Source organism: Prevotella sp. BV3P1 (assembly GCF_000479005.1).
In the GTDB taxonomy this organism is placed as follows: domain Bacteria; phylum Bacteroidota; class Bacteroidia; order Bacteroidales; family Bacteroidaceae; genus Prevotella.
Map to the genome: position 1 here is coordinate 44,077 of NZ_AWXC01000011.1, position 23,650 is coordinate 67,726.

Annotated in this window: 17 protein-coding genes and 1 tRNA gene; 9 read left to right on the top strand and 9 right to left on the bottom strand. The window is 44.8% G+C overall.

Annotation, left to right across the window (positions count from 1 at the left end; translation table 11 throughout):
• Position 1: 1 nt before the first annotated feature.
• The gene (uvrA, locus tag HMPREF1254_RS03390) at positions 2 to 2,827 is read left to right on the top strand and encodes an excinuclease ABC subunit UvrA (RefSeq protein ID WP_036890926.1); all 2,826 of its coding nucleotides are present in this window, start codon (positions 2 to 4) and stop codon (positions 2,825 to 2,827) included.
• A gap of 52 nt (positions 2,828 to 2,879) precedes the next feature.
• Positions 2,880 to 3,809, top strand: coding sequence for a glycosyltransferase family 2 protein (locus HMPREF1254_RS03395; protein WP_023057234.1), 930 nt, complete (start codon positions 2,880 to 2,882; stop codon positions 3,807 to 3,809).
• A 91-nt stretch (positions 3,810 to 3,900) separates the two neighbouring features.
• Here HMPREF1254_RS03395 and HMPREF1254_RS03400 read toward each other — a convergent pair.
• Positions 3,901 to 3,975 (bottom strand) — tRNA-Arg (locus HMPREF1254_RS03400).
• A gap of 638 nt (positions 3,976 to 4,613) precedes the next feature.
• Positions 4,614 to 5,246: a TetR/AcrR family transcriptional regulator gene (locus HMPREF1254_RS03405; RefSeq protein ID WP_051331269.1), complete on the bottom strand. Its 633-nt coding sequence runs from the start codon at positions 5,244 to 5,246 to the stop codon at positions 4,614 to 4,616.
• 168 nt (positions 5,247 to 5,414) lie between these two features.
• On the opposite strand from HMPREF1254_RS03405, the gene HMPREF1254_RS03410 reads away from it, so the two are divergent.
• Both HMPREF1254_RS03410 and ispE read left to right on the top strand, forming a co-directional pair.
• Positions 5,415 to 7,706, top strand: a complete 2,292-nt coding sequence (locus HMPREF1254_RS03410) for an NADP-dependent malic enzyme (protein ID WP_036878990.1) — start codon at positions 5,415 to 5,417, stop codon at positions 7,704 to 7,706.
• Between the two features lie 78 nt (positions 7,707 to 7,784).
• Positions 7,785 to 8,624: a 4-(cytidine 5'-diphospho)-2-C-methyl-D-erythritol kinase gene (gene ispE, locus HMPREF1254_RS03415; protein WP_023057247.1), complete on the top strand. Its 840-nt coding sequence runs from the start codon at positions 7,785 to 7,787 to the stop codon at positions 8,622 to 8,624.
• A gap of 32 nt (positions 8,625 to 8,656) precedes the next feature.
• Here the strand turns inward: ispE and HMPREF1254_RS03420 are convergent, their stop codons facing one another.
• From HMPREF1254_RS03420 to HMPREF1254_RS03435, 4 genes are all read right to left on the bottom strand, one after another.
• A complete protein-coding gene (locus HMPREF1254_RS03420; protein ID WP_036879008.1) occupies positions 8,657 to 9,385 on the bottom strand; it encodes a sugar phosphate nucleotidyltransferase in 729 nt (242 codons plus the stop codon).
• An 86-nt stretch (positions 9,386 to 9,471) separates the two neighbouring features.
• Entirely contained in the window at positions 9,472 to 11,013 is a 1,542-nt protein-coding gene (locus HMPREF1254_RS03425; RefSeq protein ID WP_036879006.1) for a RapZ C-terminal domain-containing protein, read from the bottom strand.
• 463 nt (positions 11,014 to 11,476) lie between these two features.
• A complete protein-coding gene (groL, locus tag HMPREF1254_RS03430) occupies positions 11,477 to 13,102 on the bottom strand; it encodes a chaperonin GroEL (protein WP_023057244.1) in 1,626 nt (541 codons plus the stop codon).
• 69 nt (positions 13,103 to 13,171) lie between these two features.
• On the bottom strand, positions 13,172 to 13,441 hold the full coding sequence (locus HMPREF1254_RS03435; protein ID WP_023057230.1) for a co-chaperone GroES: 270 nt from the start codon (positions 13,439 to 13,441) through the stop codon (positions 13,172 to 13,174).
• An 847-nt stretch (positions 13,442 to 14,288) separates the two neighbouring features.
• On the opposite strand from HMPREF1254_RS03435, the gene galE reads away from it, so the two are divergent.
• The 3 genes from galE to HMPREF1254_RS03450 all read left to right on the top strand — a co-directional run bounded on the left by galE (position 14,289) and on the right by HMPREF1254_RS03450 (position 17,017).
• Positions 14,289 to 15,326, top strand: coding sequence for a UDP-glucose 4-epimerase GalE (gene galE / locus HMPREF1254_RS03440; RefSeq protein ID WP_023057248.1), 1,038 nt, complete (start codon positions 14,289 to 14,291; stop codon positions 15,324 to 15,326).
• A 240-nt stretch (positions 15,327 to 15,566) separates the two neighbouring features.
• A complete protein-coding gene (locus tag HMPREF1254_RS03445) occupies positions 15,567 to 16,127 on the top strand; it encodes a 30S ribosomal protein S16 (RefSeq protein ID WP_023057264.1) in 561 nt (186 codons plus the stop codon).
• A gap of 362 nt (positions 16,128 to 16,489) precedes the next feature.
• Positions 16,490 to 17,017 carry a GNAT family N-acetyltransferase gene (locus HMPREF1254_RS03450; protein ID WP_023057261.1) on the top strand — a complete coding sequence of 176 codons (528 nt, stop codon included), beginning with the start codon at positions 16,490 to 16,492 and terminating at the stop codon, positions 17,015 to 17,017.
• A gap of 87 nt (positions 17,018 to 17,104) precedes the next feature.
• On the opposite strand, the gene ettA is transcribed toward HMPREF1254_RS03450, so the two are convergent.
• Both ettA and HMPREF1254_RS03460 read right to left on the bottom strand, forming a co-directional pair.
• A complete protein-coding gene (ettA, locus tag HMPREF1254_RS03455; RefSeq protein ID WP_023057253.1) occupies positions 17,105 to 18,802 on the bottom strand; it encodes an energy-dependent translational throttle protein EttA in 1,698 nt (565 codons plus the stop codon).
• Positions 18,803 to 18,884: 82 nt separating this feature from the next.
• Positions 18,885 to 19,490 carry a riboflavin synthase gene (locus tag HMPREF1254_RS03460; RefSeq protein WP_023057263.1) on the bottom strand — a complete coding sequence of 202 codons (606 nt, stop codon included), beginning with the start codon at positions 19,488 to 19,490 and terminating at the stop codon, positions 18,885 to 18,887.
• Positions 19,491 to 19,931: 441 nt separating this feature from the next.
• Here HMPREF1254_RS03460 and HMPREF1254_RS03465 point away from each other — a divergent pair, with 441 nt between their 5' ends.
• Entirely contained in the window at positions 19,932 to 21,269 is a 1,338-nt protein-coding gene (locus HMPREF1254_RS03465; protein WP_036879003.1) for a TolC family protein, read from the top strand.
• A 17-nt stretch (positions 21,270 to 21,286) separates the two neighbouring features.
• Here HMPREF1254_RS03465 and HMPREF1254_RS03470 read toward each other — a convergent pair whose 3' ends face one another.
• Positions 21,287 to 21,928 (bottom strand): HAD family hydrolase, encoded by a 642-nt coding sequence (locus HMPREF1254_RS03470; protein ID WP_023057238.1) that lies wholly within the window; start codon positions 21,926 to 21,928, stop codon positions 21,287 to 21,289.
• Positions 21,929 to 22,537: 609 nt separating this feature from the next.
• Between HMPREF1254_RS03470 and mltG the strand changes: the two genes are divergently transcribed.
• Positions 22,538 to 23,584, top strand: a complete 1,047-nt coding sequence (gene mltG / locus HMPREF1254_RS03475) for an endolytic transglycosylase MltG (RefSeq protein WP_023057233.1) — start codon at positions 22,538 to 22,540, stop codon at positions 23,582 to 23,584.
• Positions 23,585 to 23,650: the final 66 nt, after the last annotated feature.

Here is a 23,650-nt window from a genome sequence, read left to right on the forward strand (position 1 = left end):
AATGAACGAATATATTGAAATAAAAGGTGCCCGTGTCAACAATCTGAAGAACATCAGCATCAATATCCCCCGAAATCAATTTATTGTTATAGCCGGCCTATCGGGTTCCGGCAAATCATCCTTGGCCTTCGACACATTATATGCCGAAGGCCAACGTCGCTATGTAGAATCACTTTCCTCCTATGCAAGACAGTTCTTGGGGCGCATGAGCAAACCCGAATGTGACTTCATCAAGGGACTGCCACCTGCCATTGCCATTGAACAGAAAGTGATTTCACGCAATCCTCGAAGCACAGTTGGCACGTCAACCGAAACATACGAATACCTACGTTTGCTTTATGCCCGCATTGGTAAGACATACTCCCCCATCAGTGGCGAAGAGGTAAAGAAGCATTCAACTGACGACATCGTCAACTGTACGCAACAATATTCCAAGGGAACCAAGTTTGCCATCCTGGCTCCATTGCACCTAATTGAAGGCAGAACGCTGGAAAAACAGCTTGAAATGGAAATTCAGGAGGGCTACACTCGTCTTTGGTTCAAGAATGATTTCGTGCGGATAGACGACTTTCTGGCGGACAAAGAAGCGTTGAAAAAAGCAAAGGTTGATGAGATTTTCCTATTGATTGACCGACTGTCTGTTGACGACGCCAAGGATGTTGTCTCTCGATTGATAGACTCTGCAGAGACTGCTTTCTACGAAGGACACGGGGAATGCCGACTGGTGTTCTTCCCCTCCAACATAACTTATGAGTTTTCCATGCGTTATGAAGCTGACGGAATGACCTTCGAGGAACCTAATGACAACATGTTTTCATTCAATTCTCCTTTGGGAGCATGCCCCACTTGTGAAGGATTTGGCAGTATCATTGGCATTGATGAAAAACTGGTCATTCCCAACTCTACCCTCAGCGTCTACGATGGTTGTGTACAATGTTGGCACGGTGAAAAGATGGGCCAGTGGAAAGATGAGTTCTGTCGACGAGCGAAACGAGACAATTTCCCAATATTCAAGCCCTACTTGGAGTTGACAAGAAAAGAAAAGGACATGTTGTGGCATGGCTTACCATCCGACATGCACGAAGACGAGCGTGACCGAGTGAGCATTGATGCCTTTTTCCAAATGATGAAAGAGAATCAATACAAGATTCAATACCGTGTGATGATGAGTCGCTATCGCGGCAGGACCACTTGTCCAACCTGCCATGGCACACGACTCAAGAAAGAGGCCAGTTGGGTGAAAATCAATGGTATGAGCATCACTGACTTGGTAGAAATGTCCATCTCCAACCTCCATGCGTGGTTCAAACAACTTGCCTTAGACGACCATGACGCAGAGATTGGCAAACGATTGCTCACAGAAATCAACAACCGATTGCAGTTTCTCATTGACGTGGGACTGGGCTATCTCACTCTCAACCGCCAATCCAACACATTGAGTGGCGGTGAGAGTCAGCGCATCAACCTCACCAACTCACTGGGAAGTTCCTTGGTGGGCTCACTTTATATCCTGGACGAACCCAGCATTGGCCTGCATAGTCGCGATACAAAACGATTGATCAGTGTGCTAAAAAAGCTACAAGCATTGGGCAATACCGTCATTGTGGTGGAGCATGACAAGGAAATCATGCAAGCCGCAGACACCTTGATAGATGTAGGTCCCAATGCGGGTAGACTGGGTGGAGAAATTGTTTTCAATGGATCCATCAAAGACATTGACCGCAACAAGGAGCAATTTGCCAAACAATTCTCTCGCTCTCACACCATCCAATACCTCACAGGAAAAGAAACAATCGATAAACCCAGTTCTCGAAGGTCATGGAACATGGCCATCGAACTGAAAGGTGCCAGACAAAACAACTTAAAGGGAATTGATGTAAAGTTCCCGCTGAACGTGCTGGATGTGGTGACTGGCGTTAGCGGTTCGGGTAAATCAACCTTGGTGAAGGGCATCCTCTACCCCGCCTTAAAGCGACATTTGAATGAGGTAGCCGATCAGCCTGGCGAATATATTTCGCTGGTAGGCGACTGGAAACACATCGAGCATGTAGAGTTTGTTGACCAAAATCCCATAGGCAAGAGTACGCGCAGCAATGCGGCAACCTACGTCAAGGCCTACGATGCCATCAGACAATTGTTTGCCGATCAACCGCTTGCCAAGCAAATGGGTTTCTCACCTCAATACTTCTCCTTCAACACTGAAGGCGGCAGATGCGAAGAATGTAAAGGCGCAGGAACCATCACCGTTGAGATGCAGTTCATGGCCGACCTTGAATTGGAATGTGAAGCGTGCCATGGCCAACGATTCAAGAAGGACATACTGGATGTGCGGGTAGATGGAAAAAACATCAATGACGTGCTGAACATGACGGTTACAGAGGCCATTGAGTTCTTCAATCACTTGAATGAGAAAACGGTGGTCAGCCGACTGCAACCGCTGGATGACGTGGGATTGGGATACATCAAGTTGGGACAAAGCTCGTCTACGCTTTCGGGTGGTGAAAACCAACGCGTAAAACTGGCTTACTTCATTGGGCGCGAGAAGCAAGAACCTACCTTATTTATCTTTGACGAGCCAACCACCGGACTACATTATCTGGACATCAAACGTTTGCTCTCGGCATTCGACGCATTGATAGAACGAGGACACTCCATCATCGTCATCGAACATAATCTGGATGTCATCAACTATGCCGATTATGTCATCGACCTAGGTCCGGACGGAGGTGACAAGGGCGGCTCATTGGTTGTTGCTGGCACACCTGAAGAGGTAGCCAACTGTAAGACAAGTCTTACGGGGCAGTACCTTAAAGCTGAGCAGTCGTAACAACCAACTGAACTCATCTCAAACGATATCATTCCCATTATTTCAGTCAACCATGAATCGCAGCGAGCTATCCATCCTAATCCCTACCTACAACGATTGTTGTGTAGATTTGGTCAAAGCACTGGCTTGTCAAGCAGCCAACATACCCAAACTACACTATGAAATTATTGTGATAGATGATGGATCCACGCACATGGAAACCAGACTTCAGGCTACTGAAATCAATGCGTTGAACAACTGTCGCTTCATCAGTAGAAGCATCAATGTAGGACGTGCTAAAATTCGTAACATACTCACTGTCATGGCGCGCCATCACTGGCTGCTGTTCTTGGACAGTGACATGAAAATCACGAGAGACGATTTCATTCTGCAATATCTGCAAGCCGACCGACAGGCAATGGTCATCTATGGCGGCAACTGCGTGCAACGCCCGATGAAACCTGCCGATGGAACGTTGAAATATCGTTATGAGGCTGCGGCTGAGGATTCACATTCGGCTGCAGAGCGCAACAAGTCACCCTATCAACAGTTTAACACTTCCAACTTCATGGTGGCCAAGTCGGTGATGGAGGTCCATCCTTTTGATGACCGAATACAAACCTATGGCTATGAAGACGTGATGTTTGGCAAGTCTTTGGAGGCAGCCGGAATTCGCATTTACCACATTGACAATCCTGTTGGTTTTCAACAGTTTGAATCAAACGTCAGCTTCCTGTCAAAAACGGAGGAAGCCATGTACACGCTCAACCTATACCACGAAGAATTGAAAGGCTATTCGAAAGTTTTGGATACGTATCAAAAACTTCGTCTTCTGGGCCTGGCCCCACTCCTTCGGTGGCTCTTTCATGCCGCACAAACAAAGATGAAAACCAACCTGCTTGGTATCCATCCTTCTCTCTTCATCTACAAATGTTACAAATTAGGGCTTTACGCATCCATTGCACACGGTAAGCATCGTAACAAGAAAGAAATAAAAGATTAAATTTTGCTGGACGCTCATTCAGGTGCTGAACTCTAAAGAAAATTGAAAGAATTGGCTTATTAGCGTAGGATGTAACGCATTGAACCTCAAGTGATTCCGTTGGGGTTCGAACCCAAGACCCACAGCTTAGAAGGCTGTTGCTCTAATCCAACTGAGCTACGGAACCGATAATCGAGTGCAAAAGTAATCATTTTGATTGAGAGTAAGGCGATGAAACGGCTTGTTTCAGTAGAAGTTAGTATTTTTTAACAAACATGCTTGGTCATTTGATGGTGAACCTCACACTACTCTCAATCTGCTGTTACTCAAAAAGTTCGTTCGTTATTTTTGTCCTATAAAATGACAATAAAACGGTTATGAAAAATATCTAATCTAGAAAAAATTGATAGGCAGATGGTATGCAAACATGCCATATCTTGGTTAGGAAAAACGAATTTTCAGCTTAAACGATGTAAAAGTAGCCTTTTTTAGCACCATATTGACGGTCAATCTTCATGATTTAAGCTGCCAAAAGCATGCAAATTGGTGACCAAGAGCATTGCTTTTGTGGCCGAGATGAACTTCAGAAGGAGCAAAGATGCTTATCAATAACCGCAAATCATTCATTATCAACCAACTACAAATATCTCTCATTTTGACCATATTTCGAAGCAATGGAAGGTTGATTCATCAATAAGCGAAATATAAGCGGGCTGTTGTCAAGATAAATTCATCATCAACCACCTGCTTACCAAAGGGCTCAATGACATTATGGCAGGCATGACAAACGCCTCATTGAGAAATGATGACAGCCTCTTCTACCTATCATTCAATGCGTTCGAGCATCTTTAATCCATTGAGCGTGCATATTCCACGGATGAATAATAAAATGATGTTACGAAAGACCATCTGTAAGCCATGTTCCTTATACAGTTGACTTGTCATGGCAAAACGTACGGCTTCACGCGCTACTTCCACAACGATGTGATAATTAGTGTCTGGCCTAAAGAAGCCCTCTTTCACGCCTCTGTCAATAAAGTTATACGCATCTTCATCCCGCTTCTTATGCTTATTCTCAAGATAAGCTTGCACACGCTTGTACTTTTGTACTTCGTCTAAAAATAACGGAGAAATCCTTGACAAACGCTGGGCCTGACAATTGTAAAATTCAATCAACGTATCCATGACATGATGGTTGTCCTGCTCACTGAAATCCTTCATGTGTTCATCAAAGTCTTGCTCGGCAGCTTTCATGCCTTCCAGCAGCAGTTCCTCCTTGTTGCTGTATATCTCGTACACCGTGCGCTTGGATATGGATAATCTTCTGGCGATGTCATCCATCTTGACCGCCTTGATACCTTTCTCGAAAAACTCACTCATGGCAGCTTTCAAAATACGCTCACGCAGCTCTTGCCGATAAGGCGTTTGACCGCTCACTCTATTTATTCTTTTTACCATAACAGCGCAAAGATACAAAAAAGCATAAAAACTTATTCTTCTTTAATGGTTTTTTCTTAACTTTGTTCCGTTATCAACTATTTGAACGTTTAATCATTGGGAGAGAAATCTGGGTACTGCTCTACGAAGCTCATGCCCTTTTCGCTCTCCATTCAGTACTATAATTCAATGTTAAAAATTACCAAAGAAGCAGCTCTTGCTTACCATGAGGGAGAACGTCCCGGCAAAATTGAAGTAAAACCGACCAAACCATACAGAACACAAACAGACCTGAGCTTGGCCTATTCACCAGGCGTGGCCTATCCGTGTCTTGAGATTCAGAACAATGAAAATGACGCTTACAAATATACTAACAAGGGAAACTTAGTCGCAGTGATTTCTAACGGAACGGCTGTGCTGGGCTTAGGGGACATTGGTGCCATGAGTGGCAAGCCCGTGATGGAAGGCAAAGGCTTGCTGTTCAAGATATATGGCGGCATCGATGTTTTCGACATTGAGGTAGACGAGAAAGACCCCGTGAAGTTTTGTGAGACCGTTGAAAGAATCGCACCATCGTTTGGCGGCATCAATCTGGAAGACATCAAAGCACCGGAATGTTTCTACATAGAGGAAAGATTGAAGAAAAATCTCGACATCCCCGTGATGCACGACGACCAACATGGCACGGCCATCATATCAGCCGCAGGTCTGAAAAACGCTTTAGAAGTAGCCGGCAAAGACATCAAGCAGGCCAAACTGGTTATTAATGGCGCTGGAGCCGCTGCCATCAGCTGTACCAAATTGTATGTAGCCTTGGGGGTAAAGAAAGAAAATATCCTGATGCTGGACTCGCACGGAGTGATTACAAAAGACCGTACAGACCTGAACCCACAAAAAGAAATGTTCGCCACCGACCGGAAGGACGTACACACGTTGGAGGAAGCCATTAAGGATGCCGATGTGTTCGTGGGCTTATCAAGAGGTAATATCCTATCCAAAGACATGATTCGTTCGATGGCTTCCAATCCTATCGTGTTCGCATTGGCCAATCCCGTGCCTGAAATTAGCTACGAAGATGCCCTTGACAGTCGGCCAGACGTCATCATGTCGACCGGTCGCAGCGATTATCCTAATCAGATTAATAATGTCATCGGCTTCCCATACATCTTCCGTGGAGCACTGGATGTACATGCCAAGGCCATCAATGAGGAAATGAAGATGGCCGCCGTACATGCCATTGCCGACCTTGCGAAACAACCCATTCCGGATGTGGTCAATGAAGTTTATCACATCAATGACTTGAATTTCGGCCCCAAGTATTTCATTCCAAAGCCCATAGACCCGCGCCTCATCACAGAAGTGAGTGCGGCTGTAGCCAAAGCAGCCGTAGACAGTGGGGTGGCCAGGACACCTATCAAGGACTGGAATAAATACAAGGAGAATTTGAAGTTGCTGCTCGGACAGGAATCTAAGTTTACGAGAACGCTGCATGCCACGGCCGCTCGCCATCCACAGCGCATTGTGTTCGCAGAAGGTGCCCACCCCACCATGATGAAAGCAGCCGTGCAGGCGAAGCAAGAAGGCATTTGCTTCCCTATTCTGTTGGGAAATCCGGACAGACTTAACCGACTGGCCAGCCGACTGAAACTCGACCTCACGGGCATCAAAATTATAGATATGCGCGCAGATAAGGAACAAGGAAAGCGTGCGAAGTTTGCCAAACACCTGTCAGAAAAGCTTGAACGACAAGGGTATACCTTCGAAGAAGCTTACGACAAAATGTACGAGCGCAACTATTTTGGCATGTCGATGGTTGAACATGGTGATGCCGATGGGTTCATCACAGGACTCTACACAAAATACTCGAACACCATCAAGGTGGCCAAAGAAGTGATTGGTATTCGTCCTGGATACAATACCTTTGCCACCATGCACATCCTTGACACCAAAAAAGGCATCTACTACATTTCTGACACCTTAATCAACAGGCACCCAGACGAGAATGTGCTGTATGACATTGCACGCCTCAGCGCTGACGCAGTAAGATTCTTCAATGACAAGCCGGTCATGGCGATGATCAGCTATTCCAACTTCGGAACAGATACGATTGGAAGTCCGCAAAAGGTTCATGCCGCAGTAGAAAGAATGCAACAAGAGTTCCCTGACTTGACTATCGATGGAGAAATGCAGGTTAATTTTGCCATGGATAAAAATTTACGCGACGACAAATATCCATTCACACGCTTGAGGGGAAAGAACGTCAACACGCTGGTTTTCCCCAATATGAGCAGTGCCAACGGCTGTTATAAATTGCTACAAGCCCTCAATTCGGATGCAGAAATCATCGGACCGATACAAATGGGATTGAAAAAACCAATCCATTTTACCGACTTCGAATGTTCTGTGCGCGACATTGTAAACATCACTGCCGTAGCTGCCATCGATGCATACGTGGAGAAAATCAAGAATTCAAAAAAATAAATTTAATGTAGAAAGTGCCAACAACGCAGTTAATGCTGCTTGTTGGCATTTGCATTTTGTATATCAACCCATTGCTACATGATTACATTTCCATGTGCCAAAATCAATTTAGGCCTTAACGTAGTAGGCATTCGGCCAGATGGTTACCATGACATAGAAACCGTGTTCTTCCCTATTCCGCTGCACGACACGCTTGAAATAACACGCATGGACGAACAGTTTCCATCCGATAATCCGTGCGATTTGAAGATAACAGGGAAGGCACTCGATGTTCACGAAGACAACAATCTCGTCATCCAGGCTTACCATTTGCTGGCAAAAGACTTCCCACTACCGCGCATTCACGCTCATCTTTACAAGAAAATCCCCTCACAAGCGGGCTTAGGAGGCGGGTCGAGTGATGCAGCTTTCATGATTAGACTGCTCAATGAGCAATTCAAACTCAATCTCACCACCGCTAACATGGAGCAATATGCTGCCCAACTGGGTGCTGATTGCGCCTTCTTCATCACCGCCAAGCCTTCATTTGCATCGGGAATTGGTGACCAACTCGTGCCAACAGAGCTGCCAAAAAGGAATCTTGAAGGGTGTTTTCTCGCACTGATTAAGCCCGACATAGCCGTTTCTACCAAAGATGCTTACGCCAAAATTGAGGTGAAACGACCTGTCAAATGCTGCCGTGACATCATCGGTCAGCCCATAGAAACGTGGAAAGACGAACTGATGAATGACTTTGAAATACCCGTATTCAAATTGTATCCGAAGTTGAAGCACATCAAAGAGCAGCTCTACCAGCAAGGGGCTGTGTATGCAGCCATGAGCGGAAGCGGCAGTACCATCTATGGTATTTTCAAAAAAGAGCCACAAGGAATCAGTCAGTTGTTCAACGATTGCTTTACAACCGTACTTACATTATAGGTTTTGAGAGTTGACTAAGGTGAAGCGTCTGCTCACAGTTGATGCAGAAACTCTTCAGCTGCATGCAGCGTTTCTTGCTTGCCAACATCCATCAGCTTAAAGTTTGACTCTACATGTCCAATGATGGGAACCTGATTGCACACGCTTAAATAGAAATCAATCACGCCAAAACGGTCAGGAAAAGAATCCATCCATGGAAACAATTGTGGTGAAAAGGTGTGAATACCGGCGAAGGCAAGCTTCTTGTACTGTGCCACATTTAAGTTTGAATAGGGCGAACGAACCTCCCCTGTCTTCACGTTCGTCCAACCAACCAAGCGCATATCGTCGTCAAAAAGCAAGTAACGATTGGTATTACGCTCGCTTACCAACAAGGTTGCCGCAGCTTCCGTATGCGCGAAATAAAAGCGTTGAAGGTTGATGTTGCTTAGTATATCAACGTTATGAATCAATATTCTGGTGTCTTCAAACAAATGTTTGGCAGCCTTAATACCACCTCCCGTATCGAGCAACTGGTTGGTTTCGTCGCTGATACGGATATCTAAACCAAAATAATGATTTGCCTCTAAGTACTGAATGATTTGCTCGGAGAAATGATGCACATTGACAATAATACGATTAAAACCCGCATCTTTTAACTTGAATATCACCTGTTTGAGCAAAGGTTCACCTCCAACTTCCACCAAAGCCTTAGGCACATGGTCGGTCAGCGGTTTGAGTCGGGTTCCCAATCCCGCTGCTAAAATCATTGCTTGCATCATATTTTGATCTTCCTTCATCATTACTTATCGCTCCAAATCGTCGCTGTCAAAACCGATAGACATTCAAGTTTTCACGCTCAGAATGGCTATTTTGCCTCCAACGTTTGCTCTATTTTCTGTTCACGGTGGTTAATTCTTACCTCAATTCCGAACTTGTCATGAATGTGTTCTGCCAAATGTTGCGCACAATATACGCTGCGGTGTTGTCCGCCTGTGCAACCAAATGAGAATATCAAACTGGTAAATCCCCGCTCAATGTATCGTGCCACGTGACGATCGGCCAATTGGTATACGCTTTCAAGGAAGACGAGTATCTCGCCATCATCTTCCAAGAAACGAATCACAGGCTCATCCAAACCCGTCAAATTCTTATAAGGTTCATATCGTCCGGGATTGTGAGTGGACCGACAGTCAAACACATAGCCGCCCCCATTTCCTGTGGGATCTTCAGGAATACCTTTGTGATATGAAAAACTGTTCACACGAACAATCAGCTCACCTTTATCATCATATTTGGAAAAAGTGGCGGGTCCATCCACCGGATTGGCCTTAAATATATTGTTATCCGTAATCTTGAAGCCATCAGTTCTTTTCACTTTTCTCTCCTCCTTGTTAGCAAATTGAGGCAATTCCGTCATCTCTTTGAGGACGCTCATCATGTATGGATAGGGAAAAACATGCTCGCCAAGCTTTATAAGCTCACGAAGATTCTGCATGGCTGCTGGAATAGACTGAATGAAATGTTTCTTCCGCTCGAAATATCCACGAAAGCCGTAAGCTCCCAGGACCTGTAACGTGCGAAACAACACAAAGAGATTCAATCGCTCAACGAAGTGCCTGCTTGATGGAACTTCCGTATATTGTTTCAAAGACTCATAATAAGCGGACACCAAATCACGACGCAATTTAAAAGGATATTTAGCTGATGCCTGCCATAGGAAAGACGCTAAGTCATAATAGTATGGCCCTTTTCTTCCTCCTTGATAGTCAATAAAATAGGGATTACCATCGTTGTCAAGCATCACATTGCGTGCTTGAAAATCGCGATACAAGAAACATTCCGCTGGCTCTGCCGTCAAATCTTTGGCAAACATACGAAAGTTGGCCTCTAACATCAGCTCGTGGAAATCGATTCCAGTCGCTTTCAGAAAGCAATACTTGAAATAATTCAGGTCAAACAACACGCTTTCTACATTGAATTCGGGTTGCGGATAACACTGTTGAAAGTCGAGTCCAACGGCTCCCCTCACTTGCATTTCGGACAGTGCTTGAAGCGTTTTGGTCAACAGCTGCTTTTCTTTTTGCGTGTATCTGCCGCCAGCATCACGGGCACTTTTCAACATATCAAACAGCGAAGTATGTCCCAAATCAGTCTGGAGATACCTCAGTTCATCGTCACTAACAGCCAAAATCTGAGGAACCGGAAGCTGTTTGTCCGTAAAATGCTCCGTGAGATAAATGAACGCATGATTTTCATCCCGACTGGTACCTATCACTGCAATCACCGATTGGCCTGATTTGTTGCCAAAACGATAATAAACACGATTGCTGCCAGCCCCTTCCAACTTCTCTATAGTGGAAGGTTTCTCACCCGCCCATTGCGCATAAAGTTCTATAAGTTTCTCCATATATTTCAATTCTTCTCCCCTTTGCTCCACAGGATTACAGCTCATTGAACCGTAACACATTCGTTGTTGAAAGGTGATTTCGACAGAATGACAAGACAAAATTAAGCATTTTTTAATGAAAAAACGGATGAATGGACAGGAAAAGAAAAATATATCCTCCCTCAACAACAGCCCCAAGCATGCGGAAAGGTCTAACTAAAAAAAGAATCGGATGTCATCCCGACATCCGATTTAAAAAACAAACTACTTAAAAACTAATCTACTAAAACAAATCAAAAATATCTTTTCTACTTAACACTTTAATCAATATTTTCCTATTTACGTTGCAAAGATATATGTTTTGATTTATATTTCAAAATTTTTTGATATGAAAAAAAACACATTTATAATACAACATGCATAAAAAAAGAGGGTGCACCTACAAATAGACACACCCTCTCGTTTATATGAATCAAATTGTTTTTTACATCATGCCGCCCATACCTGGCGCTGCCGGCATGGCAGGTTTCTCCTCTGGTTTGTCAACAATGAGACATTCAGTGGTTAAGAACATGCCTGCAATCGACGCGGCATTCTCCAGTGCCACACGAGCAACTTTCGCCGGATCTACGATACCCTCTTTGCGCAAGTCCTCGTAAGAATCGGTACGAGCATTGTATCCGTAGTCATCTTTGCCCTGACGTACCTTGTCAACAACAACGGCACCTTCGCCACCAGCGTTGGTTACAATCTGTCGAAGTGGCTCTTCGATGGCACGCTCCACGATGTTGATACCAGTCTGTTCGTCAGTATTCACACCCTTCACATCCTTCAATGCGTCGAGCGCACGGATGTAAGTGATGCCACCACCGGCCACAACACCTTCTTCAATGGCTGCGCGAGTTGCACACAGAGCATCGTCAACGCGATCTTTCTTCTCCTTCATTTCAACCTCGCTGTTAGCACCTACATAAAGAACGGCTACGCCACCGGAGAGTTTGGCCAAGCGTTCCTGCAACTTCTCCTTATCGTATGTGCTTGTTGTGTTTTCAATCTCAGCCTTGATTTGATTGACACGAGCCTGAATGTTCTCGCTCTGTCCACCACCGTTAACAATCGTCGTATAGTCCTTGTTGACCGTAACTTTCTCAGCAGAACCCAACATTTCAAGGGTAGCCTGCTCAAGTTTCAAGCCTTTTTCCTCACAGATAACCACTCCACCCGTCAAGATGGCGATGTCTTCCAACATGGCCTTACGGCGATCGCCAAAGCCAGGAGCCTTAACGGCGCATATCTTCAAACCGGCACGCAGGCGGTTCACTACCAACGTTGTCAAAGCCTCTGAATCAACATCCTCTGCGATGACCAACAATGGGCGGCCACTTTCGGCTGCATTCTGCAAGATAGGTAAGAATTCTTTGATGTTGGATATCTTCTTTTCGTAAATCAAGATGTAAGGATTTTCCATCACACTCTCCATCTTGTCCGTGTCAGTTACGAAGTAACTTGACAGATATCCGCGGTCAAACTGCATACCCTCTACCACGCCAATGTTGGTGTCGCGGCTCTTACTCTCCTCGATGGTGATCACACCGTTCTTGCTCACCTTACGCATAGCGTCGGCCAAGAGCTTACCAATCTCTGGATCGTTGTTAGCAGACACGGTAGCCACTTGTTCTATCTTATCGTAATTGTTACCCACTTGTTCTGCGTGCGCCTTGATATATTCAACCACTGCACTAACAGCCTTGTCGATACCACGCTTCAAATCCATGGGGTTGGCACCAGCGGTCACATTCTTCAAACCTTCAGACACAATGGCCTGTGTCAAGATGGTTGCCGTTGTGGTACCGTCACCAGCATCGTCACCCGTCTTGGATGCAACGCTCTTTACAAGCTGTGCACCGGTATTTTCAAATGCATCCTCCAGCTCTATTTCTTTTGCTACGGTCACTCCGTCCTTGGTAATTTGCGGAGCACCGAACTTCTTCTCAATCACAACGTTGCGACCCTTAGGCCCCAGTGTGATTTTTACTGCATTCGCCAACTTGTCAACGCCCTGCTTGAGCAAGTCTCTTGCTTCAACATCGAATTTAATATCTTTTGCCATAATTTTTATATTCTGTATTTATATTGGTTCTATAGTATGTTAATCGTAAAAAATGCACCTGTGTGGTACTTACTTGACCACAGCAAGAACATCGCTCTGACGCATAATTAAATAGGTGTCACCGTCAAATTCTAATTCCGTGCCACTATATTTTCCGTATAGCACCTCATCCCCTTCCTTAAGAATCATCTCTTCGTCTTTCGTACCGTTACCCACGGCTACCACTTTACCATGCAATGGTTTTTCTTTTGCGGTGTCTGGAATAATGATTCCACCTACTTTCTCTTCTGCTGGTGCTGGAGCAACCAACACTCTGTCTGCTAATGGTTTAACTTTCATAATAATAATTTTTAAGTTCTTCTATTTTCAATTAGTCAATCTTGAGAGATGTTCAATATCTTCAGAACACCAAACTACAAGACTCACCCTTTCCATGCGAAAAACGTGCCAACTCAGCCGCATGTCATTTTTGTCAGTCTGCTGTCTGCCACTTTTGTCAGTCTGCTGCCTGTTAAATCTGTTATCTGCCAAATTTGTCAGTACATGCGCTAACTCTTCCACTGCTGGTGACACATATTTACATAGAAATGTTCATGACCCATTTAGGTGGAATAAAATTAAGTGAACGATGAAGCACGAAGGTCGCACCTATTGTTGATATTTTTTATCAAATTTCGCCTTTAAAACGGCACTTGTAAATCTTCAATCTAGAAAAAATCAATAGGCCTGGAGGATGCAGACAAGAGTTCATCTTGCAAGAAAAATGGCATTTTGGCGCAAAGTCAATGTGTTTGCCTCTCAAGATGCATCACTTTAGCGGCCAATTCACATGACTTATCTGCACAAAAGCATGCAAATAACACCTTTAGAGCATTGCTTTTGACTTAAAAAACCGTGTAAAATGGGCACAAAACAAGCCACCAAAACTGTAACATTCTGACCATCAACCACATTCAAAGCCCGCTCATTTTTGGCGTATTTGCAACAAGGTGTAGGGTTGTTGACAAATAAGCCAAGCATGAAGAGGTTGGGTGTCAAGAAATTTCACTTGCATGTATCAGCATGATTTTCATCTTGACAACAGATATTCTCTTTCGATTTTTTAGTACATCCAGTCTATGTTTCGGGATTTTTTTCTACCTTTGCAAGACACATATTTATAAACAACCAAAATTAAGCATTAGAGATGAAACAGACGATTCTTGTCACTGGCGGAACTGGATTTATCGGTTCGCACACAACCGTTGAACTACAAGAGGCGGGCTACAACGTTGTTATTGTAGACAATCTTTCCAACTCAAAGATAGAAGTCCTTGATGGCATCGAAAAAATTACAGGAACACGCCCCTGCTTTGAGAAGATAGACCTGTGCAATAAAGAAGAAACGGAAGCTGTTTTCAAGAAATATAACAACATTGCCGGCATCATCCACTTCGCTGCCTCCAAGGCCGTTGGTGAGAGTGTGGAGAAACCCTTGTTGTATTACAGAAACAACATCACCTCTTTAATCAACCTGCTGGAGCTGATGCCCAAGTATCATGTCAAAGGAATCATCTTCTCGAGCAGCTGTACCGTGTACGGTCAGCCCACCAAGGAGAACCTCCCCGTGACAGAGGAAGCACCTATCCAAAAGGCACTTTCGCCCTACGGTAACACCAAACAGATTAACGAAGAAATCATACAAGACTATATTCACAGCGGTGCGGCCATCAAGAGCATCATCCTTAGATACTTCAATCCCATTGGTGCGCATCCATCTGCCCTGATTGGCGAGTTGCCCAACGGCGTGCCAAACAATTTGATTCCATACGTTACGCAAACAGCCATGGGCATTCGCAAGCAGCTGACCATCTTCGGAAACGATTACGACACACCCGACGGAACGTGCATTCGCGACTATATCTATGTGGTGGATTTGGCCAAGGCGCACGTCGCTGCCATGAAAAGGGTGCTGGAAGAAGACGTCGATTGCATGGAAATATTCAATATCGGCACGGGAAAAGGCGAGTCTACGCTCGAAATCGTTGAGGGATTTGAGAAAGCAACGGGGGTAAAACTCAATTGGAAGTTTGGCCCGCGGCGTGAAGGTGACATCGAAAAAGTATGGGGCAACGTAGACAAAGCCAACCAAGTGTTGGGTTGGAAAGCAGACACACCCATTGAAGATGTGCTGGCATCAGCCTGGAAATGGCAGGAGAAATTGCGTGAAGACGGGGTGATGTAAACCCTTATCAACCCTTCTGAAAAAGGAACGAGGCATCATCCAGCCGTGCTATCTATCAGCCAGTTGGCCCATGCATGCAGCATGATGACTGGCTGGTTATGTATAATTTTGTTAATATTGTTTAACAAAACACCTTTCAAGGAGTTGATATTTCGACAGATAAGCTTTTTATCGTAAATTTGCACCCGCTGTCACGAGTTGACGGCATCAATTCAAACCTAAAAATAATAAAACAAAAAAATGGCAACAAAGATTAGATTGCAGCGCGGCGGTCGCAAAGGCTATGCTTTCTATAGCATCGTAATCGCTGACTCAAGAGCACCACGAGATGGTAAATTTATTGAAAAGATTGGAACGTATAATCCCAATACGAATCCAGCAGCTGTAGATTTGAATTTCGACAGAGCTCTTTACTGGCTGGAGGTTGGCGCACAACCCACTGACACAGCTCGTAACATTCTCAAGCGCGAGGGTGTGTATCTCATGAAACACCTGCGTGGCGGTGTAAAGAAGGGAGCATTCGACGAGGCTGCTATGCAAAGCAAGTTCGACGCTTGGAAGCAAGACAAGGACAAGGGATTGCAAACAAGGGCTGAGATTGAAGCTCAGACTAAGAAGGATGCAGCAGCAAAAGAACTCGAAGCAGAAAAGAAGATTAATGCAGAAATAGCTAAGAAAGTAGCTGAGAAGAAGGCAGCTGCACAGGCTGAAGAAGCAAAAGCGGCTGCCGAAGAAGCGGCTGAAGCAACAACAGAAGAGGCTGAGGCTACGACAGAAGAGGCTCCTGCTGCAGCAGAATAAGACAGCAATTTTACGCAGACAGGTGGGTTAACAGTCGATTCCAGCAATACAAAAACGCAAGACGATTCGCGCTTAACGATTGACGTTGGTTTTGACTTTCCTCACATAATACAAGTCTGTGAAATGATAATGAGTTTGGTGTTTCGCCAAACTCATTGTTGTTTTACAGCGTATGTCCTACTTACTGTATCTCGGGATGCACGAAAAGCACGAGCAGCGGATGGCACTTTTTCGGACCAGTAAAAAGAGTATTTGAAAGCCCGTCCCTTGTTTTTCGTCGCCAAGAATCATGCAGAAGCCTCAATCAATGGGGTGTGTCATTGCTATTGTTGCAAATATTTTATAACATTGTACATTGCATTATGGAAATCAAAGAGTTAAACAAAAATTCAAAGGATATCGATCTTGTCAAGCAGTTGTACGTTGAGGCATTTCCAAAAGTAGAGCGAATACCCTTCGACGCATTGCTATTGTTACAAGAAAGAGCAGATATCAAATTCCTCGGATTTTACGATGAAAACGGCCAATTTAAGGGTCTGACCTATACTTATCATCATGATGATTTGAGTTGGCTGTTTTATTTCGCGGTCATGCCCAGTGAGCGAGGCAAAGGAATCGGTACGAAAATTATCCAACGTTTATTAGAAAAGTATAAAGAAGAGCGACTGATGATTGACATTGAAGACGTTGATCAGCCCGCTGACAACAGCCTACAGCGTAAGAAACGATATGAGTTTTATAAGCGAATGGGATTCGTTGACTACGGATTGCGTAAAACATGGCCTGGAATTACCTACAACATCATGTCAAGTGGTGGACGTGTAACGTCGGATGAGTATGACAAAATCGTCAACGAATTCTGGGACTTACTGCAGCTAACCGGCGATTAAGCATGCCGGAAGATAGGTACTAAAAGAAAAAGCCACGATAACATCTCATGCAAGATGCTATCGTGGCTTGTTGTATGGATAGAGATTTTAGTCATCCATCAGCTTTCTGTATCGGCCTTTTTTAATTTCTTCATCTCCCAATCGACGGGCCTTGTTGATTTCATATTCAGAATAAGTTCCTTCAAAGTAGAACACTTCACCATCGCCTTCGAATGACAAAATGTGCGTACAGATACGGTCTAAGAACCATCGGTCATGACTGATGACTACCGCACAGCCTGCAAATGCCTCCAAACCTTCTTCCAAAGCACGGAGTGTATTCACGTCAATGTCATTGGTAGGCTCATCCAGCAGTAGCACGTTTCCTTCTTGTTTCAGCGCCAAAGCCAGCTGCAAGCGGTTGCGTTCGCCACCCGAAAGCACTGAACACATTTTGTTTTGGTCGGTTCCGGAGAAGTTGAAACGCGACAAATAGGCACGAGCGTTGACGTCACGGCCACCCATTCGGAGGGTTTCATTGCCCTGAGAAACCACTTCGTACACCGTCTTATTGGGATCAATGTCCTTGTGTTGCTGGTCAACGTAAACCAGTTTCACGGTTTCACCCACCTCAAACGTACCAGCATCAGGCTGTTCCAACCCCATAATCAGCCGGAAAAGCGTGGTCTTACCCGCACCGTTTGGACCGATAACACCTACGATGCCATTCGGCGGCAGCATGAAGTTGAGATCGTTGAACAATACTTTTTCGCCAAAACCCTTTTTCACATGCTGTGCCTCAATTACCTTGTTACCCAATCGTGGGCCGTTAGGAATGAAGATTTCCAGTTTCTCTTCCCTGGTCTTCTGCTCCTCATTCAACATCTGTTCATAGGAGTTCAAACGAGCTTTACCTTTAGCTTGGCGAGCTTTTGGAGCCATGCGAACCCATTCAAGCTCACGTTCAAGCGTCTTACGTCGCTTCGATGCCGTCTTTTCTTCTTGATCCATGCGCTTGGTCTTCTGCTCCAACCAAGAGGAGTAGTTGCCTTTCCATGGAATGCCTTCTCCCCTATCCAGCTCAAGAATCCACTCACTGACATCGTCCAGGAAGTATCTGTCGTGTGTAACGGCAATTACCGTACCCTCGTATTGTTGTAGATGCTGTTCCAACCAGTCGATGCTTTCGGCGTCAAGGTGGTTGGTTGGCTCGTCAAGCAACAAAACATCAGGCTTTTGCAGCAACAACTTACACAGTGCTACCCTACGCCGTTCGCCACCAGAAAGGTTGGTCACGGGCAGGTCACCCGCAGGACAACGCAGGGCTGCCATGGCCCTATCCAGTTTAGAATCCATGTTCCATGCGTCCGTGGCATCGATGATATCTTGTATTTCAGCCTGCCGTTGCATCAACTTGTCCATCTTGTCAGGATCACTATAATACTCTTCTATGCCAAATTTGACATTGATTTCATCGTATTCTTTCAGTGCGTCATATACATGCTGCACGCCCTCTTGCACATTTTGCTTCACTGTTTTATCTGCATCGAGGGGGGGATCCTGCGGAAGATAACCAACAGAGTAGCCAGGACTCCACACCACATCGCCTTGTGTGGGTTGTTCCAGCCCGGCAATAATCTTCATCAGCGTTGACTTACCCGCACCATTCAGACCTATAATGCCTATCTTCGCACCATAGAAGAATGATAGGTAAATGTCCTTGAGAACTTGTTTTTGGTTTTGTGGGATAATCTTTGAAACTCCCACCATAGAGAAGATAACTTTCTTGTCGTCTACTGTTGCCATTATATAAAATATGTATTGAATGAAATATGCGATAAAAGCTGAACGCTTTTCTGTTGCTCATCAAAGATGGAAAGCCCCATGTTCACGCGTCAAAGTGAAGGAGGCGGGCCATGTACTTGCCCAAGATGTCGAACTCTATGTTGACAACAGACCCAATCTTGATATCACAGAAATTGGTATTCTCTCGGGTATAGGGAATGATGGCCACCTTAAAACTATTGTCCGTAGGCTCACATACGGTCAACGAAACGCCGTTCACGGTCACGCTACCTTTGTCTACGGTCATGTAACCACGCTTGGCCATCGTCTTGTCAAATGGATATTCAAACGTGAAATAGGTAGACCCATCGGCATCTTCCATGTTCACACACGTCGCCGTTCCGTCGACATGCCCTTGCACGATGTGCCCATCCAGACGGCCATTCATCAACATCGACCGCTCTACATTCACCCTGTCGCCCACTTTCAACAGCCCCAGGTTACTTCTAATGAGCGTTTCTCGCATGGCTGTAACCGTGTAGGTATCGTCTGTCAAACGTACAACCGTCAGACAAACACCATTGTGACTGATGCTTTGGTCAATCTTGAGATGATCTACAAACGAGCATTTAAAAGTGAAATCAATATTGTCTTGATCTCGATCGATGGCAACCAGTGTGGCCATTTCTTCTACGATTCCGGAAAACATAAGCTAAAGTGTAATTAAAAAGGCAGGAATGCACCTGCCTTTGTATCATAAAAAGGGGTTGCTCGATGATGTGATGAAACTCCGAACTTGATAAGATTTGAGAGCTCTCCGCCTTTGTAATCCACCGGCTTTACAGCTTAGTCCCTAAGGATTTATGTGGCCCGCCATTAGCAAAAGAAGTCTTCTCGGTTTCATTTTTTTATTGATGAGTATCCCGATCAAACCGACACAACCCCCATGTTGTATCATGTTTGTTATTGCAAAGATACATTTTTCGCTCGAAACGAGCAAATTTTACAACCTGTTTTCTGTTTGATTTTACATGAAATCACAGAATTGCTAAACTTTTTCATTACTTTTGTCGTCTAACAGACAACAATGGGATGTGGGGATATCTACCCTATCTTACCCAGCAATCTGATAAAACATAACGAACACGGTATGAAAAATATTTTTACAACTTGCCTTCTGGCAATCATCTTCTTGTCATTGTCAACTCCTATTGAAGCGCGAAAGTGGTCACTGAAAGACTGCATCCATTACGCCCTATCCAACAACATCTCGCTGAAAAAGACCTCGCTCAAACATCTCAGTGCCATTGAAGACACTAAGCAGAGTCAGGCTGCGCTGTTGCCATCGCTGAACGCTGCCACCTCTCAAAATGCAACCTATCGACCATGGCCGCAAACAGGTATCGCCGCTGAGGGCTATGTGCAGACTTCAATTGACAAGGTGTATTACAACGGAACTTACAGTGTGAACGGTAGTTGGACGGTATGGAACGGTGGAAGAAACACCAACACGGTGAAACTGAACAGGCTGACGGAGAAACAAGCCGCACTCGACTCGGCAACCATGGCCAACCAACTGATTGAGCAAATCGCACAGCTGTATGTACAAATACTATATTCCAGCGAGGCTATCGCAGTGAACAAATCTATGTTGGCCTCAAGTGTGCAAAACGAAAAGCGTGGCGAAGAATTTATGAAAGTGCAGAAAATGAGTCGTGCCGACATGGCGCAGCTTACCGCTCAACGTGCTCAAGACGAATATAATGTGGTTGAAGCAGAGAGCAACTTGCGCAACTACAAGCGACAGCTGAAGCAGCTTCTGCAACTGGTTGATGAAGATGAGTTTGAAATAGACGTACCGCACACAACCGATGATATGGCACTTCAACCGATACCCACTGTGAAAACGGTCTATTCGGCAGCGCTGAACTATCGTCCTGAAATACAAAATGCACAGCTGGGCATCGAGAGCAGCAATCTGAGTGTGAAGATTGCGAAGGCCAGCAGACTGCCCGTCATCGGAATCAACGCTGGCGTTGGTACAAGCACCACTTCCATGAGCGATTATCAATGGGGGAACCAAATGAAAAACAACTTTGACATCGGCGCAGGAATTTCATTGAGTATTCCGCTATTTGACAACAGGCAGGCAAAGACAGCCGTGAACAAAGCCATGCTGCAAAAGCAAAACTACATGCTCGACTTGAAAGACAAGCAAAGTACCTTGTATTCAAATATCGAAGACTATTGGCTGCAAGCCGTAAACAACCAGAACCGATTTAAGGCTGCCAAGGTAAGCACACAGAGCGCAGAGGAAAGTTTCAGACTGCTTAAAGCCAAGTTTGACGAGCAACTCATCAACATCGTTGAACTCACAGACGGCAAAAACAAGCTCATGACAGCAGAACAAAACGAACTGCAAGCCAAGTATCTTGCGATATTGAATATTGGCTTATTGAAATTCTACCAAACGGGTACGTTGGAATAAGGGGTGCTTGCCGCGACCTAAAGCATCAATTCTTTCGGTGACGAAACAAAGGTGGCAGCTCCATGTTCCAATAAAAATTCTTTATCTCTAAATCCCCATAACACACTGATACAAGGCATGTTGCTATTGCGTGCTGTGGCTATGTCTACATCACTGTCACCAATGTAAACAGCATCCCGACCATCATCACCCAATTGGCGCAAGGCTTCCATCACCGTGTCAGGTGCCGGTTTTTTCTTGATGTTTTCCCGTTCACCAATCGCTACCGTGACATAGTCGCTAAAAAAGTGGCGACAAAGGTCTTGCGTGGCATCGTAGAACTTGTTGCTAACCACAGCCAACTTCTTGCCATGGGCATGCAAATTGGCCAAAAGCTCAAGTATCCCCGGGTAGGGTTTGGTATTGTCAAGATTATGAACCAAATAGTGTTGACGAAAATCAGCGTATGTAACCTCGAAGTCGGGGTTGTCTAATCCGTTGGGAATGGCACGCTCCATGAGCTTTTTCACACCATTACCTACAAACTTTCGCACCTCGCAAATGGTACGTTCAGGCATGCCATGCATCTTCAAAGCTGCATTGCAACTAACGTATAAGTCTTGAAGCGAATCAAGCAACGTTCCATCTAAATCAAATATATATGTACTGTATTCTTTCATGAGCCCATGAGTGTTTAATTTGTTCTGTTGGCTGACTCCCATTGAAGTTTCCTCTTCTTTCTGAAGGAAAAACCATTCGTTAATCAACGATTGGGCGTATATTATCTGTGTCAACCCTGTTTCTGTCTACAAAGGTAGCATTTGTTTGTTGCATTGACAAACAAATGAACGTTTTTCATGACTCATGCCATGACTTCAACAGACGATTGTAAGTGATGAAGCAAACCGCCTCATATTCTTTTGTTCAACATCCTTCAACTTTCGTATGCTGTTTAAAACACATCCATAAACTACTAGCCATAGCGTAGGGTGTACCACGCTAACTTACTCAATGTAAGGATGATACGAGAGGAAACAACCAAACGGAACTTCAGTGTTAAAAAGATCACAAATTAATTCACATGACTTTGGAGGTTAAACTCAATGACTTTGGTGGCTAATTTGCATGACTTTGGAGCCCAAACTCAATGCTATTGCCAGACGTGGCGTGAACGGTTGTGTATGGCAGTCAGGGTTCATGAATGAGAAACCAAAATAAATGCGCAATTATTTTGCCTTGTCTCTAACTTCAACTAACTTTGCATTCAAATCACATTTGCAATTGAAAACATGGACAAACAGCATAAAAACTACTATCTACTTGCTGCGGCCATCTGCGTTCTTCTGGTATGCGGATTGACCTTTTACTATTTCTTCAGTGCTTTTTCAACCTCAGAAACCACCAGCTATATCTACATAGACACGGATGATAATGCCGACTCGGTAGTGGCCAAGCTCACTCCCATTGCCCATCAGCACAGCCTCCATGGCTTTACCACGTTGATGAGGCACACCAAGTATGCCGACCACGTTCGCACAGGTAGGTATGCCATCAAGTCGGGAGAAGGGGCTTTCACGGTTTTGAGGCACCTGAAAAATGGCATGCAAGAGCCTGTTAATCTTACCATTCCTACGGTGAGAACCGTTGAACGCTTGTCGGCCGAACTGGCAAAACATCTGATGCTGGACAGTGCAACGTTGGCCAGCGCTTTGAAAAATGACACTGTTTGCCAAAAATACGGCTATGACACCACCACCATTGCGTGCATGTTTATTCCAAACACCTACGATATCTATTGGAATGTAAACATTAACAAGCTGTTGGATCGGATGAAAAAAGAGAGCAACCGCTTCTGGAACACCGACAGAAAGGCAAAAGCACAGCAACTAAAACTATCTCCGAACGAAGTGATTACCTTGGCCAGCATCGTTGATGAGGAAACGGCTAACAATGGAGAGAAGCCCATGATTGCTGGCATGTACTATAACCGACTGATGTTGCGCAATGCCGAATATCCCAACGGAATGCCACTGCAAGCTGACCCTACCATCAAATTTGCGTGGAAAGACTTTGGTTTGAGGCGCATTTACAATAAGCTGTTAACCATCAAAAGTCCCTACAACACATACGTGAACACTGGCTTGCCACCAGGCCCCATCCGCATCGCCTCGATTGCTGGCATTGAGTCTGTGCTCAACCTGAAGCATCACGACTACCTGTACATGTGTGCCAAGGAAGACTTCAGCGGAACACACAACTTTGCACGGACATACGCTGAACACAAAGTTAACGCAGCCAAATACACCGCTGCATTGAACCAGCGAGGCATTCAATAACAACTATCCGTTGTATGTTCAAACATGATGTGGAGCTAAGATGAGCATTCATTTCCCAATCTTTTT

Excerpts from the sequence above, each read along its gene's own strand:
- uvrA (WP_036890926.1), top strand. The coding sequence starts at position 2 with ATGAACGAATATATTGAAATAAAAGGTGCCCGTGTCAACAATCTGAAG.
- HMPREF1254_RS03395 (WP_023057234.1), top strand. The coding sequence starts at position 2,880 with ATGAATCGCAGCGAGCTATCCATCCTAATCCCTACCTACAACGATTGT.
- HMPREF1254_RS03405 (WP_051331269.1), bottom strand. The coding sequence starts at position 5,246 with ATGGTAAAAAGAATAAATAGAGTGAGCGGTCAAACGCCTTATCGGCAA.
- HMPREF1254_RS03410 (WP_036878990.1), top strand. The coding sequence starts at position 5,415 with ATGTTAAAAATTACCAAAGAAGCAGCTCTTGCTTACCATGAGGGAGAA.
- ispE (WP_023057247.1), top strand. The coding sequence starts at position 7,785 with ATGATTACATTTCCATGTGCCAAAATCAATTTAGGCCTTAACGTAGTA.
- HMPREF1254_RS03420 (WP_036879008.1), bottom strand. The coding sequence starts at position 9,385 with ATGATGCAAGCAATGATTTTAGCAGCGGGATTGGGAACCCGACTCAAA.
- HMPREF1254_RS03425 (WP_036879006.1), bottom strand. The coding sequence starts at position 11,013 with ATGGAGAAACTTATAGAACTTTATGCGCAATGGGCGGGTGAGAAACCT.
- groL (WP_023057244.1), bottom strand. The coding sequence starts at position 13,102 with ATGGCAAAAGATATTAAATTCGATGTTGAAGCAAGAGACTTGCTCAAG.
- HMPREF1254_RS03435 (WP_023057230.1), bottom strand. The coding sequence starts at position 13,441 with ATGAAAGTTAAACCATTAGCAGACAGAGTGTTGGTTGCTCCAGCACCA.
- galE (WP_023057248.1), top strand. The coding sequence starts at position 14,289 with ATGAAACAGACGATTCTTGTCACTGGCGGAACTGGATTTATCGGTTCG.
- HMPREF1254_RS03445 (WP_023057264.1), top strand. The coding sequence starts at position 15,567 with ATGGCAACAAAGATTAGATTGCAGCGCGGCGGTCGCAAAGGCTATGCT.
- HMPREF1254_RS03450 (WP_023057261.1), top strand. The coding sequence starts at position 16,490 with ATGGAAATCAAAGAGTTAAACAAAAATTCAAAGGATATCGATCTTGTC.
- ettA (WP_023057253.1), bottom strand. The coding sequence starts at position 18,802 with ATGGCAACAGTAGACGACAAGAAAGTTATCTTCTCTATGGTGGGAGTT.
- HMPREF1254_RS03460 (WP_023057263.1), bottom strand. The coding sequence starts at position 19,490 with ATGTTTTCCGGAATCGTAGAAGAAATGGCCACACTGGTTGCCATCGAT.
- HMPREF1254_RS03465 (WP_036879003.1), top strand. The coding sequence starts at position 19,932 with ATGAAAAATATTTTTACAACTTGCCTTCTGGCAATCATCTTCTTGTCA.
- HMPREF1254_RS03470 (WP_023057238.1), bottom strand. The coding sequence starts at position 21,928 with ATGAAAGAATACAGTACATATATATTTGATTTAGATGGAACGTTGCTT.
- mltG (WP_023057233.1), top strand. The coding sequence starts at position 22,538 with ATGGACAAACAGCATAAAAACTACTATCTACTTGCTGCGGCCATCTGC.